The 16,544-nt window shown below is 69.8% G+C and carries 17 protein-coding genes; 5 read left to right on the forward strand and 12 right to left on the reverse strand.

Features of this window, described 5'->3' with window-relative positions:
* Positions 1–2 precede the first annotated feature (2 nt).
* From ACFY9I_RS25790 to ACFY9I_RS25825, 8 genes are all read right to left on the reverse strand, one after another.
* The gene (locus tag ACFY9I_RS25790) at positions 3–335 is read right to left on the reverse strand and encodes a metal-sulfur cluster assembly factor (protein ID WP_020130530.1); all 333 of its coding nucleotides are present in this window, start codon (positions 333–335) and stop codon (positions 3–5) included.
* On the reverse strand, positions 332–796 hold the full coding sequence (sufU, locus tag ACFY9I_RS25795) for a Fe-S cluster assembly sulfur transfer protein SufU (RefSeq protein WP_391005459.1): 465 nt from the start codon (positions 794–796) through the stop codon (positions 332–334). Before sufU ends, ACFY9I_RS25790 begins: the two co-directional genes overlap by 4 nt.
* Before the next feature lie 16 nt (positions 797–812).
* Positions 813–2,069, reverse strand: coding sequence for a SufS family cysteine desulfurase (locus tag ACFY9I_RS25800; protein WP_391005461.1), 1,257 nt, complete (start codon positions 2,067–2,069; stop codon positions 813–815).
* On the reverse strand, positions 2,066–2,830 hold the full coding sequence (sufC, locus tag ACFY9I_RS25805) for a Fe-S cluster assembly ATPase SufC (protein ID WP_391005463.1): 765 nt from the start codon (positions 2,828–2,830) through the stop codon (positions 2,066–2,068). The genes ACFY9I_RS25800 and sufC overlap by 4 nt, the downstream gene beginning before the upstream one ends.
* A 7-nt stretch (positions 2,831–2,837) precedes the next feature.
* Complete coding sequence (locus ACFY9I_RS25810) at positions 2,838–3,158, reverse strand: Rieske 2Fe-2S domain-containing protein (RefSeq protein WP_391005465.1); 321 nt, start codon at positions 3,156–3,158, stop codon at positions 2,838–2,840.
* The gene (gene sufD, locus ACFY9I_RS25815; protein WP_391005467.1) at positions 3,155–4,348 is read right to left on the reverse strand and encodes a Fe-S cluster assembly protein SufD; all 1,194 of its coding nucleotides are present in this window, start codon (positions 4,346–4,348) and stop codon (positions 3,155–3,157) included. Before sufD ends, ACFY9I_RS25810 begins: the two co-directional genes overlap by 4 nt.
* A gap of 89 nt (positions 4,349–4,437) precedes the next feature.
* The gene (gene sufB / locus ACFY9I_RS25820) at positions 4,438–5,862 is read right to left on the reverse strand and encodes a Fe-S cluster assembly protein SufB (protein WP_045560921.1); all 1,425 of its coding nucleotides are present in this window, start codon (positions 5,860–5,862) and stop codon (positions 4,438–4,440) included.
* Positions 5,859–6,590, reverse strand: a complete 732-nt coding sequence (locus ACFY9I_RS25825) for an ArsR family transcriptional regulator (RefSeq protein ID WP_391005469.1) — start codon at positions 6,588–6,590, stop codon at positions 5,859–5,861. The genes sufB and ACFY9I_RS25825 overlap by 4 nt, the downstream gene beginning before the upstream one ends.
* A 161-nt stretch (positions 6,591–6,751) precedes the next feature.
* Here ACFY9I_RS25825 and ACFY9I_RS25830 point away from each other — a divergent pair, with 161 nt between their 5' ends.
* The 4 genes from ACFY9I_RS25830 (at position 6,752) to ACFY9I_RS25845 (ending at position 10,553) form a co-directional block, all read left to right on the forward strand.
* Positions 6,752–7,585, forward strand: a complete 834-nt coding sequence (locus tag ACFY9I_RS25830; protein WP_391005471.1) for an AAC(3) family N-acetyltransferase — start codon at positions 6,752–6,754, stop codon at positions 7,583–7,585.
* A 10-nt stretch (positions 7,586–7,595) separates the two neighbouring features.
* On the forward strand, positions 7,596–8,519 hold the full coding sequence (locus tag ACFY9I_RS25835; protein WP_391005473.1) for an ATP-binding cassette domain-containing protein: 924 nt from the start codon (positions 7,596–7,598) through the stop codon (positions 8,517–8,519).
* A 181-nt stretch (positions 8,520–8,700) separates the two neighbouring features.
* Positions 8,701–9,480 (forward strand): ABC transporter permease, encoded by a 780-nt coding sequence (locus ACFY9I_RS25840; RefSeq protein WP_391005475.1) that lies wholly within the window; start codon positions 8,701–8,703, stop codon positions 9,478–9,480.
* A gap of 59 nt (positions 9,481–9,539) precedes the next feature.
* A complete protein-coding gene (locus ACFY9I_RS25845) occupies positions 9,540–10,553 on the forward strand; it encodes a COX15/CtaA family protein (RefSeq protein WP_391005477.1) in 1,014 nt (337 codons plus the stop codon).
* Positions 10,554–10,585: 32 nt separating this feature from the next.
* Here the strand turns inward: ACFY9I_RS25845 and ACFY9I_RS25850 are convergent, their stop codons facing one another.
* The 4 genes from ACFY9I_RS25850 to ACFY9I_RS25865 form a co-directional block, all read right to left on the reverse strand.
* Entirely contained in the window at positions 10,586–11,374 is a 789-nt protein-coding gene (locus ACFY9I_RS25850) for a nucleotidyltransferase domain-containing protein (RefSeq protein ID WP_391005479.1), read from the reverse strand.
* A gap of 18 nt (positions 11,375–11,392) precedes the next feature.
* On the reverse strand, positions 11,393–12,499 hold the full coding sequence (locus tag ACFY9I_RS25855; RefSeq protein WP_391005481.1) for an amidohydrolase family protein: 1,107 nt from the start codon (positions 12,497–12,499) through the stop codon (positions 11,393–11,395).
* Positions 12,500–12,556: 57 nt separating this feature from the next.
* Positions 12,557–12,919 carry a hypothetical protein gene (locus ACFY9I_RS25860; protein ID WP_391005482.1) on the reverse strand — a complete coding sequence of 121 codons (363 nt, stop codon included), beginning with the start codon at positions 12,917–12,919 and terminating at the stop codon, positions 12,557–12,559.
* Between the two features lie 172 nt (positions 12,920–13,091).
* The gene (locus ACFY9I_RS25865) at positions 13,092–14,048 is read right to left on the reverse strand and encodes a heme o synthase (RefSeq protein ID WP_391005484.1); all 957 of its coding nucleotides are present in this window, start codon (positions 14,046–14,048) and stop codon (positions 13,092–13,094) included.
* Positions 14,049–14,421: 373 nt separating this feature from the next.
* On the opposite strand from ACFY9I_RS25865, the gene tkt reads away from it, so the two are divergent.
* Positions 14,422–16,524: a transketolase gene (gene tkt / locus ACFY9I_RS25870; RefSeq protein WP_391005486.1), complete on the forward strand. Its 2,103-nt coding sequence runs from the start codon at positions 14,422–14,424 to the stop codon at positions 16,522–16,524.
* The last annotated feature ends 20 nt before the right edge of the window (positions 16,525–16,544 follow it).

The following is a 16,544-nucleotide window of genomic DNA, read 5'->3' on the forward strand; positions in this document are numbered from 1 at the left end:
TCTCAGACGTTGAACCCGAGCGCCCGAAGCTGCTCTCGACCGTCGTCGGTGATCTTGTCGGGGCCCCACGGGGGCATCCAGACCCAGTTGATGCGCAGTTCGTTGACGAGGCCGTCCGTGGCGGACTTGGCCTGGTCCTCGATGACGTCCGTCAGCGGGCAGGCCGCGGAGGTCAGGGTCATGTCGATCGTCGCGATGTTCGCGTCGTCGATGTGGATGCCGTAGATCAGCCCGAGGTTGACGACGTCGATGCCCAGCTCGGGGTCGACGACGTCGTACAGGGCCTCGCGGACCTCCTCCTCGGAGGCCGGCTTCATCTCCAGGGTCTCGCTCATGCCGTCTTCCTTTCGACGTCGGCGCCCAGCGCCTGGGCCGTCGCGTCCTTCCACGCCATCCAGCTCAGGAGGGCGCACTTGACCCGGGCGGGGTACTTGGAGACACCGGCGAACGCGACCGCGTCCTCCAGCACCTCCTCCATCGCGTCGTCCGGCTCGATCTTCCCCTTGGACTGCATCAGCTCCAGGAAGGTCTCCTGGATCTTCCGCGCGTCCGCGAGGTCCTTGCCGACGAGGAGGTCGTTCAGCACGGAGGCCGAGGCCTGGCTGATCGAGCAGCCCTGGCCCTCGTACGACACGTCCTCGATGGTCGTGCCGTCGTACTTCACTCGCAGGGTGATCTCGTCGCCGCACGTCGGGTTCACGTGGTGTACCTCGGCGTCACCGTCCCGCAAGCCCCGCCCGTGCGGGTGCTTGTAGTGGTCCAGGATGACTTCCTGGTACATCGAGTCCAGCTTCATGCGATCGCTCGTCCCCTCAGCCGAAGAAGTTCCGTACGTGCTCCAGGCCTTCGACCAGGGCGTCGATCTCGGCCGGCGTGGAGTACAGATAGAACGACGCTCGGGTGGTCGCGGGAATTCCGTACCTCAGGCAGACAGGGCGGGCGCAGTGGTGACCCACCCGGACCGCGATGCCCTGCTCGTCGAGGACCTGGCCCACGTCGTGCGGGTGGATGTCGCCGAGCGTGAAGGAGATCGCCGCACCCCGGTCCTCGGCCGTGGCCGGCCCGATGATGCGCAGGTCCGGGACCTCCACCAGCCGCTTCACCGCGTACTCGGTGATCGCGTGCTCATGGGCGAGGATCTGGTCCATCCCGATCGAGTTCAGGTAGTCGATCGCCGCGCCCAGCCCGACCGCCTGCGCGATCGGCGGGGTGCCCGCCTCGAACTTGTGCGGGGCGGGAGCGTACGTCGACGAGTGCATCGACACCGTCTCGATCATCTCGCCGCCGCCGAGGAACGGAGGCAGGTCCTCCAGGAGCTCCTGGCGGCCCCAGAGCACGCCGATGCCCGTCGGACCGCACATCTTGTGGCCGGTGAAGGCCACGAAGTCGGCCTGGAGGGCCTGGACGTCCAGCGGCATGTGGGGCGCGGCCTGCGAGGCGTCGACGCAGACCAGGGCGCCGACCTCCTGCGCCCGTCGCACGATCGCCTCGACGGGGTTGACCGTGCCGAGGATGTTGGACACCAGCACGAAGGAGACGATCTTCGTCTTCTCCGTGATGACCTCGTCGATGTTGGAGAGGTCGAGCCGGCCGTCGTCGGTCAGCCCGAACCACTTCAGCTTCGCGCCGGTGCGCTGCGCCAGCAACTGCCACGGCACGATGTTGGAGTGGTGCTCCATCTCCGTGATGACGATCTCGGTCTCGGAGTCCACCCGGTAGGGCTCGTCGGCCCAGCCGAGCATGTTCGCCACGAGGTTCAGCGACTCGGAGGCGTTCTTGGTGAAGATCACCTCGTCGCGGCTGGGCGCGTTGATGAACGACGCGACCTTGTCCCGCGCACCCTCGTACAGCGCCGTGGCCTCCTCGGCGAGCACATGCACACCGCGGTGGACGTTGGCGTTGTAGCGCTCGTAGTACTCGCTCAGGGCGTCCAGCACCTGGCGCGGCTTCTGCGAGGTCGCCGCGTTGTCCAGGTACACGAGCTTCCGGCCGTCGTGGACCTGACGGTCCAGGATGGGGAAGTCCTTACGGATCGCCTCGGTGTCGAGGAGGCCCGGCAGCTGTGTCACTCGGATGCGCCACCCTTCACGTACTTGTCGTAGCCCTCGGACTCGAGCTGGTCCGCGAGCTCCGGGCCGCCGGACTCGGCGATACGGCCGTTCGCGAACACGTGCACGTGGTCGGGCTTGATGTAGCGCAGGATGCGCGTGTAGTGCGTGATCAGCAGGGTGCCGACCTCGCCGGTCTCGCGGACGCGGTTGACGCCTTCGGAGACGATCCGCAGCGCGTCGACGTCCAGACCGGAGTCCGTCTCGTCGAGGATCGCGACCTTCGGCTTGAGCAGCTCCAGCTGAAGGATCTCGTGGCGCTTCTTCTCACCGCCGGAGAAGCCCTCGTTGACGTTGCGCTCGGCGAAGGCGGGGTCCATGTTGAGGCGCTGCATGGCCTCCTTGACCTCCTTCACCCAGGTGCGCAGCTTGGGGGCCTCGCCGCGGATGGCGGTGGCGGAGGTCCGCAGGAAGTTCGACACGGAGACACCGGGGACCTCGACCGGGTACTGCATCGCGAGGAACAGGCCGGCGCGGGCGCGCTCGTCGACGGACATCTCCAGGACGTCCTCGCCGTCGAGCAGCACGGTGCCGCCGGTGATCGTGTACTTCGGGTGACCCGCGAGGGAGTAGGCGAGGGTCGACTTGCCGGAGCCGTTGGGGCCCATGATGGCGTGCGTCTCGCCCTGCTTCACTGTGAGGTCGACGCCCTTGAGGATCTCCTTCGTGGCGTTGTCGGCCTCGACGGTGACGTGCAGGTCTCGGATTTCAAGCGTTGCCATGGGTGCCTCAGGACTCCTGGGTGAGGGAGACGAGCACGTCGTCCCCTTCGATCTTTACGGGGTATACGGGGACGGGGCGCGTCGCGGGTAGGCCGGACGGCTTGCCGGTTCTGAGGTCGAACGCGGAGCCGTGCAGCCAGCACTCGATCTGACAGTCCTCCACCTCGCCCTCGGAGAGCGAGACGTTCGCGTGGGAGCAGATGTCGTGGATGGCGAACACCTCGCCCTCGGTCCGCACGACCGAGACCGGCGTGCCGTCGAGTTCCACCCGCTTCGGGGTGTCCTCCTCCAGCTCGCTCAGCCCACAGGCGCGTACGTAGATGGTCATCGGCCCGATCCAGACACCGTTTCCAGCTCCTCGTCGATCTTCACGAGGAGGCGCTCCTGGATGTCGTCGATGCCGATCTGCTGGACCAGCTCGGCGAAGAAACCGCGGACGACGAGGCGGCGGGCCTCCTCGGCCGGGATGCCGCGCGCCATCAGGTAGAAGAGCTGCTCGTCGTCGAAGCGGCCGGTCGCCGAGGCGTGCCCCGCGCCGACGATCTCGCCGGTCTCGATCTCCAGGTTCGGCACGGAGTCGACCCGGGCGCCGTCCGTGAGGACGAGGTTCCGGTTCATCTCGTAGGTGTCGGTGCCCTCGGCCTTGGCCTCGATGAGCACGTCGCCGATCCACACCGCGTGGGCGCCTTCGCCCTGGAGGGCGCCCTTGTAGACCACGTTGGACCTGCAGTGCGGGGTGTTGTGGTCGACCAGGAGGCGGTGCTCCTGGTGCTGGCCCTTGTCGGTGAAGTAGAGCCCGAACAGTTCGGCCTCGCCGCCGGTGCCGGCGTAGGAGACGCGCGGGTGGAGGCGGACGACGTCGCCGCCGAAGGTGACGACGATCGACTTGAAGGACGCGTCCCGGCCGACCAGGGCGTTGTGCTGGGCCACGTGCACGGCCTTGTCGTCCCAGTCCTGGACGGAGACGACGGTCAGCTTGGCGCCGTCGCCCAGGACGTAGTCGACGTTGGCGGCGAGCACCGCGTCACCGGTGTGGTCGATGACGACGACGGCCTCGGCGAAGGCGCCCAGCTCGATCACCTGGTGGGCGAAGGCGGTGCCGCCCTCGCCGTGCACGGCGATCCGGATCGGCTCGGCGAGCACCGTCTCCCGGGGAACGGTGATCACGCCGGCCTTCTCGAACGCCGAGTACGCCTGGGCGGCGACGCGGTCCACGGGGGTGCCGGCCCTGCCGAGGCGGGCGTCGTCGCGGCCGACGGCCTCGAGGGTGACGCCCTCGGGGGCCTGGACGTCGACCTTCAGGCCGTCGCCGGTGGCGACGGCGGTGCCGTCGTGCAGCCCACGCAGGCGCTCCAGCGGGGTGAACCGCCACTCCTCCTCACGGCCGTGCGGGACCGGGAAGTCCGCCACGTCGAAGGACGGGGGCGCGCTCATGCGCGTGGCGACGGTCGACTCGGCGGCCACCGCGATCTGGCCCGCGGTGGTGGACCCCACGGGGATGTTCTGAGCCTCAGCCATGGCTGTCGGTCTGCTCTCTTCCTACGTTCTTCGATCTTCGGCCCGCCCCGGAGAGGCGGGCCGCCTGCTGCTGGACCGGAGGGCGGTGCTTAGCCGACCGCGCCTTCCATCTGCAGCTCGATCAGCCGGTTGAGCTCCAGCGCGTACTCCATGGGCAGCTCCTTCGCGATCGGCTCGACGAAGCCGCGCACGATCATCGCCATCGCCTCGAACTCGCTCAGACCACGGCTCATCAGGTAGAAGAGCTGGTCCTCGGAGACCTTGGAGACGGTCGCCTCGTGGCCCATGGACACGTCGTCCTCACGGACGTCGACGTACGGGTACGTGTCCGAGCGGGAGATGGTGTCGACGAGCAGCGCGTCGCACAGCACGTTCGACTTGGAGCCCGGGGCGCCCTCGCCGATCTCGATGAGACCGCGGTACGAGGTGCGGCCGCCACCGCGAGCCACCGACTTGGAGACGATGTTCGAGGAGGTGTTCGGGGCCATGTGGACCATCTTGGCGCCGGCGTCCTGGTGCTGTCCCTCGCCCGCGAACGCGATGGAGAGGGTCTCGCCCTTGGCGTGCTCGCCCATCAGGTAGACGGCCGGGTACTTCATCGTCACCTTGGAGCCGATGTTGCCGTCGACCCACTCCATGGTCGCGCCCTCGTAGGCGACGGCGCGCTTGGTGACCAGGTTGTAGACGTTGTTCGACCAGTTCTGGATGGTCGTGTAGCGGCAGCGGGCGCCCTTCTTGACGATGATCTCGACGACCGCGCTGTGCAGGGAGTCGGACTTGTAGATCGGTGCCGTACAACCCTCGACGTAGTGGACGTAGGCGTCCTCGTCGACGATGATCAGCGTCCGCTCGAACTGGCCCATGTTCTCCGTGTTGATACGGAAGTAGGCCTGGAGCGGGATCTCCACGTGCACGCCCTTCGGCACGTAGATGAAGGAGCCGCCGGACCACACGGCCGTGTTCAGCGACGCGAACTTGTTGTCGCCGACCGGGATGACGGTGCCGAAGTACTCCTTGAAGAGCTCCGGGTGCTCCTTCAGGGCGGTGTCGGTGTCGAGGAAGATGACGCCCTGTTCCTCCAGGTCCTCGCGGATCTGGTGGTAGACGACCTCGGACTCGTACTGGGCCGCGACACCGGCGACGAGGCGCTGCTTCTCCGCCTCGGGGATGCCGAGCTTGTCGTAGGTGTTCTTGATGTCCTCGGGCAGGTCCTCCCAGGACTCCGCCTGCTTCTCCGTGGAGCGCACGAAGTACTTGATGTTGTCGAAGTCGATGCCGGAGAGGTCCGAGCCCCAGTTCGGCATGGGCTTCTTCTCGAACAGGCGCAGGCCCTTGAGACGGAGCTTGGTCATCCACTCCGGCTCGTTCTTCTTGGCGGAGATGTCCCGGACGACGTCCTCGTTGATGCCACGCTTGGCAGAGGCGCCGGCCTCGTCGGAGTCCGCCCAGCCGTATTCGTACTTACCCAGGCCCTCGAGCTCGGGGTGGGCTGTCTCCTCGATGGGGAGAGTCATGCGGGGTTCCTCCCGGCCGTGCTTGCGGATGCGTTGGTGGCTGTCTTGGAAACTCTGGGGATGAACGTCGTGCAGACGCCGTCGCCGTGGGCGATGGTCGCCAGCCGCTGGACGTGCGTACCGAGCAGTTCGGCGAAGAGCTCGGTCTCGGCCTCGCAGAGCTGCGGGAACTGCCCGGCCACATGGGCCACCGGACAGTGGTGCTGGCAGAGCTGCTCACCCTGGTGGGGGTGGGGGGCACTGCGTGCCGTAGCAGCGTACCCGTCGGCGCTCAAGGCCTTGGCCAGGGCTTCGGTCCGCTCCCCGGGGGCCGCCGTCTCGACGGCCTTGCGGTAGGCGCCTGCCTGGGCGGCGATCCGGGCGCGGGCGAAGGCGGCGACCGCCTGCTCCCCGCCCTCCTGGTCCGCGATCCAGCGGAGCGCGTCCGCGGCGAGCTTGTCGTACGACTGGTCGAAGGCGTCGCGCCCACAGTCCGTCAGGGCGAACACCTTGGCCGGGCGCCCGCGCGTACGCGTGCCGTAGACGCGCTGCTCACGGGGCTCTACCACATCGTCGGCGACCAGTGCGTCGAGGTGCCGACGGACGGCCGCCTGGGTCAGCCCCAGACGCCCGGCGAGGTCGGCCACTGTGGACGGGCCGTGATCCAGGATGGACCGCGCGACCCGGTTGCGTGTCGACCGCTCCCCGGTCGCGAGTTCCTCCTGCGGAGCCTCGCCAACGTTTTTCACAACGCCATTGTTGCGTAATTCCTCGGAGGCGGGCAAGCCGCGTCCGGCCGGACGGGCGGTGCCGTACATCACTTAGGTGAACCTAAGCTGACCTGCGCAAACGATCACTGATCGATCAAACCGGTGGCGCCGCGCAGGCCGCTGGGGAAGACTGCCCCACCATGTCGACAACCCCTCACACCGGCCCACTCGTCACTCGAGCCGGCCTGGCGGCGGACCTGCGCGCCATCGGTGTCGAGCCCGGTGAGACCCTCCTCGCGCACTCCTCGCTCAGCGCGCTCGGCTGGGTCTGCGGAGGTGCCGTCGCGGTCGTCCAGGCGCTGCTCGACGCGCTCGGCCCGGACGGCACCCTGGTCGTCCCCAGCCAGACCGGCCAGCTCTCGGACCCGTCGCTCTGGGCGCATCCGCCGGTGCCCGAGGAGTGGTGGGGGCTGATCCGGGCTTCCATGCCCGCCTACGACCCGCGCACCACGCCCACCCGCGGGGTCGGAGTGATCCCCGAGACGGTGCGGACCTGGCCGGGGGCCCTGCGCAGCGCCCACCCCCAGACGTCCTTCGCGGCTATCGGCCCCGGCGCGGCGGCGATCCTCGCGGACCACGCGCCCGACTGCCGCCTCGGCGAGCACAGTCCACTGGCCCGGCTTGAGCGGGCGGGCGCCCGGGTGCTGCTGCTCGGCGCGGGCTACGGGTCCTGCACCAGCTTCCACCTCGCCGAGTACCGGATCCCCTCGCCCCTGGTCGAGGTCGGCCGACCGGGCCCGGACGGCTGGGAGGTGGTGACCGAGGTGTCGATCGACTCGGACCGCTTCGACGAGCTGGGCCGGGACTTCGAGCGCGACCACGAGGTCGTACGGGGAAAGGTGGGTACGGCGGACACACGTCTGTTCCCGGTGGCCGACGCGGTGGCGTACGCCGAGCGCTGGCTCCCGTTGCACCGTCCCCGTGAGGAGGAGATCTCCGGACCCGCCCGTCTCGGCACCCGGCCGCGTACCTAGACTCGGGCCCATGCGATGTGACCCCGTGGTCCAGGTCCGGTCCCTGGTGAAACGGTACGGCGACAAGACCGCGGTGGACGGCCTCGATCTGACGGCCCGAGGGGGCGTCACCGCCGTGCTCGGCCCCAACGGCGCCGGCAAGACGACCACGATCGAAACCTGCGAGGGCTACCGCAAGCCGGACTCCGGCTCGGTCCGCGTCCTCGGCCTCGACCCGGTCCGCGAGGCGGCGGCCCTGCGCCCCCGGATAGGCGTGATGCTCCAGTCCGGCGGCGTCTACTCGGGTGCCCGCGCCGACGAGATGCTCCGCCACGTGGCCAAGCTGCACGCCCACCCCCTCGACGTGGACGCCCTCATCGAGCGCCTGGGTCTCGGCGGTTGCGGCCGTACGACCTACCGACGGCTCTCCGGCGGCCAGCAGCAGCGGCTCGCCCTCGCGATGGCCGTGGTCGGCCGCCCGGAGCTGGTCTTCCTCGACGAGCCGACGGCCGGTCTGGACCCGCAGGCGCGCCGGGCCACCTGGGAGCTGGTCCGGGATCTGCGCGCGGACGGCGCCTCGGTCATCCTGACCACGCACTACATGGACGAGGCCGAGCAGCTCGCGGACGACGTCGCGATCATCGACGCCGGCCGGGTGATCGCCCAGGGCACGCCCGAGGAGCTGTGCCGGGGCGGCGCCGAGAACACCCTGCGCTTCACCGGCCGCCCGGCCCTCGACGTCGGCTCCCTGCTGAAGGCCCTCCCGGCGGACTCCACCGCCGTGGAACTGACGCCCGGCGTCTACCGGGTGACCGGAAAGGTCAACCCGCAACTCCTGGCGACCGTCACCTCCTGGTGCGCCCAGCACGGCGTGATGCCGGACAGGATCTCGGTGGAACGACACACCCTCGAAGACGTTTTTCTGGAGCTGACCGGCAAGGAGCTGCGCTCGTGATCCCGGACGACACACGGCATCTGCCGGGGGTCCGGGGGTTGTCCCCCGGAAAGGCACAGCCTGGAGCTGACCGGCAAGGAGCTGCGCTCGTGATCCCGGACGACACACGCATCTGCCGGGGGTCCGGGGGTTGTCCCCCGGAAAGGCACAGCCTGGAGCTGACCGGCAAGGAGCTGCGTTCATGAGCACCGGTACGACCACCGGCGTGTACGCGCCGAAGCCGGGCGCCGCCCCCCTCCCCCGCATGATCGCGGCGCAGGCGGCCCTGGAGACGAGGATGCTGCTGCGCAACGGTGAGCAGTTGCTCCTGACCGTCGTGATCCCGACCCTGCTGCTCGCGCTCTTCGGCTCGGTGGACATCGTCGACACGGGCGAGGGGAAGGCCGTCGACTTCCTCGCCCCCGGCGTCCTCGCGCTCGCCGTGATGTCGACGGCGTTCACCGGCCAGGCCATCGCCACCGGCTTCGAGCGCCGCTACGGCGTCCTGAAGCGGCTGGCGGTCTCGCCCCTCCCCCGCTGGGGCCTGATGACCGCGAAGACCCTGTCCGTACTGGTCACGGAGGCCCTCCAGGTCGTCCTGGTCACGGTGATCGCCTTCGCGATGGGCTGGAACCCGCACGGCAGTCCCTTCGCCGTGCTCCTGCTGCTGCTCCTCGGTACGGCCGCCTTCTCGGGCCTCGGTCTGCTGATGGCGGGCACGCTGAAGGCGGAGGCGACTCTGGCGGCGGCGAACCTGGTCTTCCTGCTGCTGCTCGTCGGCGGTGGCGTGGTGGTCCCGCTGGACAAGTTCCCGGACGCGGCGCAGGGCGTGCTCGGACTGCTGCCGATCTCGGCCCTGTCGGACGGCCTGCGGGACGTCCTCCAGCACGGCGCCGGGATGCCGTGGGGCGACCTGGGGATCCTCGCCGTGTGGGCGGTGCTCGGGCTGGGCGCGGCGGCACGCTTCTTCCGCTGGGAGTAGCGCAGGTCACGGCCCGGGTGCGCCCCCTCGTGAATACGTGCACAAGCGGGCGGCCTACCATGGTGCGCGTGCCGAAAGTGACCCGCGACGACGTCGTCTCCGCTGCGCGCAACCCGCTCGCCTTCATCGCCGAACGCTGGACCCCGGACCCGAGAACGGTCCGGCGGGCGGCTCTCGCCGCCCTCGTGATGGCGGTGGTCATCGTGGTGACCGGCGGTGCCGTACGGCTCACCGGGTCGGGCCTCGGCTGCCCGACCTGGCCCAAGTGCACGGACGACTCGCTCACCGCCACCCGGGAGATGGGCCTGCACGGGGCCATCGAGTTCGGCAACCGCATGCTGACGTACGTGCTGTGTGCGGCGGTCGGCTGGGCGATCATCGCTGCGCGCGCGCAGAAGCCGATGCGCCGCAGCCTCACCCGGCTGGGCTGGACGCAGTTCTGGGTCGTCATGAGCAACGCGGTGCTCGGCGGCATCGTGGTCCTGGTCGGCCTGAACCCGTACACGGTCGCGGCCCACTTCCTCGCCACCACCGCGCTGATCACGGTCGCCGTGGTCATGTGGCACCGCGTGCCCGAGAGCGACGCCGTCGCCCGGCCGGTGGTCGGCAAGGCCGTGCGGCAGCTGGTGTGGGCCATGATCGCCGCGTGCGCGCTACTGATCCTGGTCGGCACGGTGGTCACCGGAGCCGGCCCGCACGCGGGTGACTCCAGTGACGTTCCCCGTATGCCGGTGGACTGGGAGGCCGTCACCAAGCTGCACGCCGTCCTCGCCTGGATCGTGGTGACGCTCGCCTTCGCCCTGTGGTTCGTCCTGAAGGCGGTGGACGCCCCGCGCGGCCCGCTGAACCGCACCCGCGACCTGTTCCTGGTCCTCCTCGCCCAGGGCGCCATCGGCTACGTCCAGTACTTCACCGACCTCCCCGAGGTCCTGGTCGGCGCCCACATGCTCGGCTCCTGCCTGGTGTGGATCGCCACCCTCCGGGTCCTGCTGTCCCTGCGGGAACGGCCGGCGGACGAGGTGGAGGTGCCCGCTCCGGCGGCGGTGGAGACCCCGGTCGCCGCACGCGGCTGACGCAGCCGTACGTCCGAGGAGGCGCGACGGCCTCAGCCGTACGTCCGCACCAGGTCGTCGATCGCCGGGCCGAGGAACAGCCGGGTCAGCTCACCCCGCCGGGGCACCCGTTCTCCTTGGCCTCCGTAGCGGCGGCCTTGGCCCCCGTACCGGCGCCGCCTGATGTCCTCGACGACCTCGATGGGCGCGCCCAGTGCGGGCAGCAGGTCCAGGGCCTCGCGCTTGGAGATCAGACGGCCCTCGCGCAGGGTGGCGGTGCCCCGGGCGAAGGTGAGCAGGCCCAGGTCGACCCAGACGTCCCTCTCCCAGAGGTGGGCCCTGTCGACCGCCGGGCGCCAGAACTCCTGCTGGTCGCGGACGACGAAGGCGTCCAGCTCGATGTCGGAGACCGGCGGGAGCAGCGTCTCGGGCGGTTCGCCGTGCAGGACTAGGCCGAAGGTGTGCAGCTCGCGCCGGGTGACCGGGGTGACGGTGCGCCGGAACAGGTGTGCGTGTGCCCAGGTGAGGTGGCGCCGCTGGGGGTCGGACGCCGTGCCGGGCGTCAGATAGGTGCAGTGCAGCAGGGCGGCCAGCGGGTCGTGGCGCAGCCGGGCGTGCAGCCGCCCCACCTTCCAGGCCGTCCGGGCGGTGACGGGAGCGTCGAGGACGGCGATCAGATCCAGGTCGCTGCGGCCCTCCTGGTAGTCCCCTCCGCCGAGCGAACCATGGGCCCAGACGGCGCTCGGGGTCAGTTCCCGCAGGCCGTCGAGGAAACGTTCGACCAGAGCCTCGGTGTCGGTGGTGGAGCCGGGTAAGCCGACAATGGCGTCGCTGTGTGTCATGCGCTCAGTCTCCACAGCTCACTCCAGCCCGTACACCCGCCGCGCGTTCCCCGCCGCGATCAGTCCCGCCACACGCTGGGCGTCCGCCAGTGACCAGGCGTCCTCCGCCACCCAGGTGCCCAGCACCCGTGCCAATGCCTCCCGGAACAGCCGCGCACCGACCACATGCAGCTCGGGCAGACCGTGGGCGCCGCTGGAGAAGAGCAGCTTGCCGAAGGGGGCGAGTTCCAGGACCTCGGCGAGTAGGGCGGTGGCGCGGGCCCCGGTGCGGACGAGTTCGGCGCCCAGGTCGGCGTAGACATGGGGGAAGACACCGGCGAGGTGGGCCGCGTGGCGGTGGTAGGGGTAGCCGTGGAGCAGGACCAGGTCGGTGCCGAGGCCCGCCGTGGCGCGGGCGAACTCGGTGAGCAGGGCCGGGTCGGTGGCGTCGATGCGCAGCCCGGCCTCGCCCAGACCCGCGTGGAGTTGGAGGGGGCGGCCGGAGGCGACGGCGATCCACAGCAGATGCCGGAGGAGAACCGGGTCGGTGAGCGCGCCGCCGACCGGCCGGTGCGCCAGCCAGCGGCCCACCGCGCCCCGCACCTCCCCCGGGCCCGGCGGTTCGGGCGCGAGGGCCAGGCCATGGCGGACACCCGCGACCGACGCGAAGGCGACGGCGTTCGCGGCCGCCGCGTGCACCGACTCGGCGAGGTTGGCCAGGAACGACTCGACGGTGCCGGAGGTGTCGGCGACCTGTTCGGCGAGGAGTTCGAGGCGGACGATCTCGTGGGCGACGGCGTCCCCGGTGGAGGCCATCTCCTGCGGGCCGGTGAGGTCGCCGGGCAGGCCGGTGTCGACCAGATAGGTGGTGATGCCGCTGCCCCGCAGCAGTCTGCGGCCCGCCTCCAGGACGCCCAGTTCGCGGCGGCGGGCGAGATAGCGGGCCGGTGGGCAGTGCGGCTCCAGACCCAGCAGGGGCGGACACCAGCGGCGCACGGCGAAGCCCGTCTGGGTGTCGAAGAAGGTGGTGCCGGGCGCCGGCGGGCCCTCACTGCGGGCGAGGTGGGCCTCGAAGGTGCCGAGGCCCAGCTCCGTTCTCAGTACACCGTGGCAGTACTGGTCCACGAGGGACGGCGTTTCGATCATCCGGACTCCCGCGCTTGGACCTGTGTGCTCCCACAGGTCCTAACGGGTCAGCCGGGCTCAGGTGTTGCTGTTGCTCGGACCGCCGACCTGGATTCCGGCCATCCGGGTCCATTCGTACGGGCCGGTCCGGACCTTGGCCGCGAATTCACCGTCGAAGTCCTCGTGGACGGTGACGCCTGCCTTCTGTACGGCTTGGTCGGCGATGGCGTAGCTCGGGGCCACCAGGTCGCCCCAGTTGCCGTCCTCGCCGACGAGGACGATGCGGGCTCCCAGCTGACCGATGTAGGCGACCTGGGCCTCGGCGCCGCCGTGCGCCTTCGCGAACGAGGTGATCTGCTGCGCGAGCTTGGCTGCCTTGCGCTCGGCCTTGGCGGCCGTCTTGGCCGCCTTCGCCTCGTCTACCTGCTTGGTGTCTGCCATGGGCAGGATGCTACCGAGGGGTAGGGCCGGCTGCGATGGCAGGGCGAGTGGGCTTTGCCACTCGTCGTGGTGCGTCGTCCTGAGTGGGCGCGTGCGGGTTGTTCCTGGTTGCTCGCGCCCACGCGGCGGAGGGCGCGCATGGACACGGCCCCGCGCCCTTCACGGGGCCGCCTCAGCGGAGGAAGGGGTCCACCGCCACCGCCACGAACAGGAGGGAGACGTAGGTGATCGACCAGTGGAACAGGCGCATCTCCTTGAGCTTGCCGCCGGTCGCGCCGTTCTTCGCCCGGGTCTGGAGGGCGTGGGCCTCCCAGAGCCACCAGCCGCCCGTCACCAGGGCGACCGAGGTGTAGAACCAGCCCGTGTAGCCGAGCGGGGTGAGCATCAGGGAGACCGCGACCATCACCCAGCTGTAGAGAACGATCTGGCGCGCGACGACCTTGTTGGAGGCGATGACCGGGAGCATCGGGACGCCGACGCGGGCGTAGTCCTCCTTCACCTTCATGGAGAGGGGCCAGTAGTGCGGCGGGGTCCAGAAGAAGATGACGAGGAAGAGGATGACGGCGGCCCAGGACACGGAGTTCGTGACGGCGGACCAGCCGATGAGGACGGGCATACAGCCGGCGATGCCGCCCCAGACGATGTTCTGGGAGGTACGGCGCTTCAGGATCATCGTGTAGACGACGACGTAGAAGAGGAGCGCCCCGAGCGACAGCCAGGCGGACAGCCAGTTGACGAGGACGCCGAACCAGACGGTGGAGACGACCGCGAGGGTGAGGCCGAAGACGAGGCCCTCACGCGGGGTGACCATGCCGGTGACGAGGGGACGCTGCGACGTGCGCTCCATCAGGGCGTCGATGTCGCGGTCGATGTACATGTTGAGCGCGTTGGCGCCGCCCGCCGAGAGGTAACCGCCGACGCAGGTGGCGAGCACCAGCCAGAGGTCCGGGACGCCCTGTTCGGCCAGGAACATCACCGGAACCGTGGTGATCAGCAGAAGCTCGATGATCCGCGGCTTCGTCAGCGCCACGAACGCCTTGACACGGGCCCCGATCGGCCGCCGGCCCCGGCTGCTGCTCGTGCTGCTCGCGCCAAGTACTCCCGGTGGACGGGATTCGACGGCCGTCACGCACACCCCTGACAGAGACTCCCAGCAAGCCTCCGGATGTGAACTCCCCGTGACGGCTCGCGCGTACCACGCCACTGTAGACGTTGCCCAGAGCGAGCCTTTCAAGGGGGTGGGGTCGTGTTGGTGGGCACCCCGGGAGGAGCCGAACACACTTCGGTTGAGCAGTCGGATGAGCGGCTCCGTATTCAGATGTCGAACCGCGGAACCCCCTGGTCTCACCATGCGGAACGCCGGTCGGGAGGCGGATCCGGCACCGCCCCGGCAGTCTGGAATGACTCGAAAAAAGGCGCGTTCCCACGGGGGTAGGCTCGACAACGGCCGGTGCCGTGAAAGACACCGGCACGAGACATGTGGAGAGGAGCCCTGACCCAGGGTGAGCACCAAGCCGACCACTACAGACCTCGCGTGGACCGCATTGGACCAGCGGGCCGTCGACACCGCCCGCGTCCTGGCCGCCGACGCCGTACAGAAGGTCGGCAACGGCCATCCCGGTACGGCGATGAGCCTCGCACCCGCCGCGTACACCCTCTTCCAGAAGGTGATGCGCCACGACCCCGCCGACCCGGACTGGACCGGCCGTGACCGCTTCGTGCTGTCCGCGGGCCACTCCTCCTTGACTCTTTACATCCAGCTTTACCTGGGGGGCTTCGGCCTGGAGCTGGAGGACCTGGAGTCCTTCCGCACCTGGGGCTCGAAGACCCCGGGCCACCCGGAGTACGGGCACACCAAGGGCGTCGAGACGACGACCGGTCCGCTCGGCCAGGGTGTCGCCAACGCCGTGGGCATGGCGATGGCCGCCCGCTACGAGCGTGGCCTGTTCGATCCGGACGCGGCGCCGGGTGAGTCTCCCTTCGACCACCACGTCTTCGCGATCGCCGGTGACGGCTGTCTCCAGGAGGGCATCTCCGCCGAGGCCTCCTCCCTCGCGGGCCACCAGAAGCTCGGCAACCTGATCCTGCTGTGGGACGACAACCACATCTCGATCGAGGGCGACACCGAGACGGCCGTCTCCGAGGACGTCACCCAGCGGTACGAGGCGTACGGCTGGCACGTGCAGCGCGTCGAGCCCAAGGAGAACGGCGACCTCGACCCGGCCGCGCTGTACGCGGCGATCGAGGCCGCCAAGGCGGTCACCGACAGGCCGTCGTTCATCGCGATGCGCTCGATCATCGCCTGGCCCGCCCCCAACGCGCAGAACACCGAGGCCGCGCACGGCTCGGCGCTCGGCGCCGACGAGGTCGCCGCCACCAAGCGGGTCCTCGGCTTCGACCCGGAGAAGGACTTCGAGGTCTCCGACGAGGTCCTCACGCACACGCGCGCGCTGGGCGAGCGGGGCCGTGAGGCGCGTGCCGCCTGGGAGAAGCAGCTCCAGGAGTGGCGCGACGGCCAGCCGGAGCGGGCCGCCGAGTTCGACCGGATCAGCGCGGGCGAGCTGCCCGAGGGCTGGGAGTCGCATCTGCCGGAGTTCGAGCCGGGCAGGGCTGTCGCCACCCGTGCCGCGTCCGGCAAGGTCCTGCAGGCGCTCGGCGCGGTCATCCCGGAATTGTGGGGCGGCTCCGCCGACCTCGCCGGTTCGAACAACACGACGATCGACAAGACGTCGTCCTTCCTGCCGGCGGACAACCCGCTGGCGGAGGCGAACCCCTACGGCCGCACGATCCACTTCGGCATCCGTGAGCACTCCATGGCCGCGGAGATGAACGGCATCGCGCTGCACGGCAACACGCGTATCTACGGCGGCACGTTCCTCGTGTTCTCCGACTACATGCGCAACGCGGTGCGGCTGTCGGCGCTGATGCACCTGCCGGTGACGTACGTGTGGACGCACGACTCGATCGGTCTGGGCGAGGACGGTCCCACGCACCAGCCCGTCGAGCACCTGGCCTCGCTGCGGGCCATCCCGGGCCTGAACATCGTCCGCCCGGCCGACGCCAACGAGACGGCGATCGCCTGGCGCGAGATCCTCAAGCGCTGGACCAAGGAGTTCGGCAAGGGCGCCCCGCACGGCCTGGCGCTGACCCGACAGGGTGTGCCGACGTACGAGGCCAACGAGGGTGCCGCCAAGGGTGGTTACGTCCTCTTCGACGCCGAGGGGCCCGAGGGGCAGAACGCCGACGCTCAGGTCATCCTGATCGCCACCGGTTCCGAGGTGCATGTGGCCGTCGAGGCGCGGGAGCGGCTCCAGGAGCAGGGCGTGCCCACCCGGGTCGTGTCCATGCCGTCCGTGGAGTGGTTCGAGGAGCAGGACCAGGGGTACCGGGACAGCGTTCTGCCGCCGTCCGTCAAGGCGCGTGTCGCGGTCGAGGCCGGTATCGGACTCACCTGGCACAAGTACGTCGGGGACGCCGGCCGCATCGTTTCGCTGGAGCACTTCGGCGCTTCGGCCGACGGCAAGGTCCTCTTCCGCGAGTTCGGCTTCACTGCCGAGAACGTGGCCGCAGTGGCGCGGGAATCCCTCGCAGCGGCTCAGCGCTGACGTCTATACACGACACGTAG

It is taken from the genome of Streptomyces sp. NPDC012510 (genome assembly GCF_042955065.1).
Classification (GTDB): Bacteria; Actinomycetota; Actinomycetes; order Streptomycetales; family Streptomycetaceae; genus Streptomyces.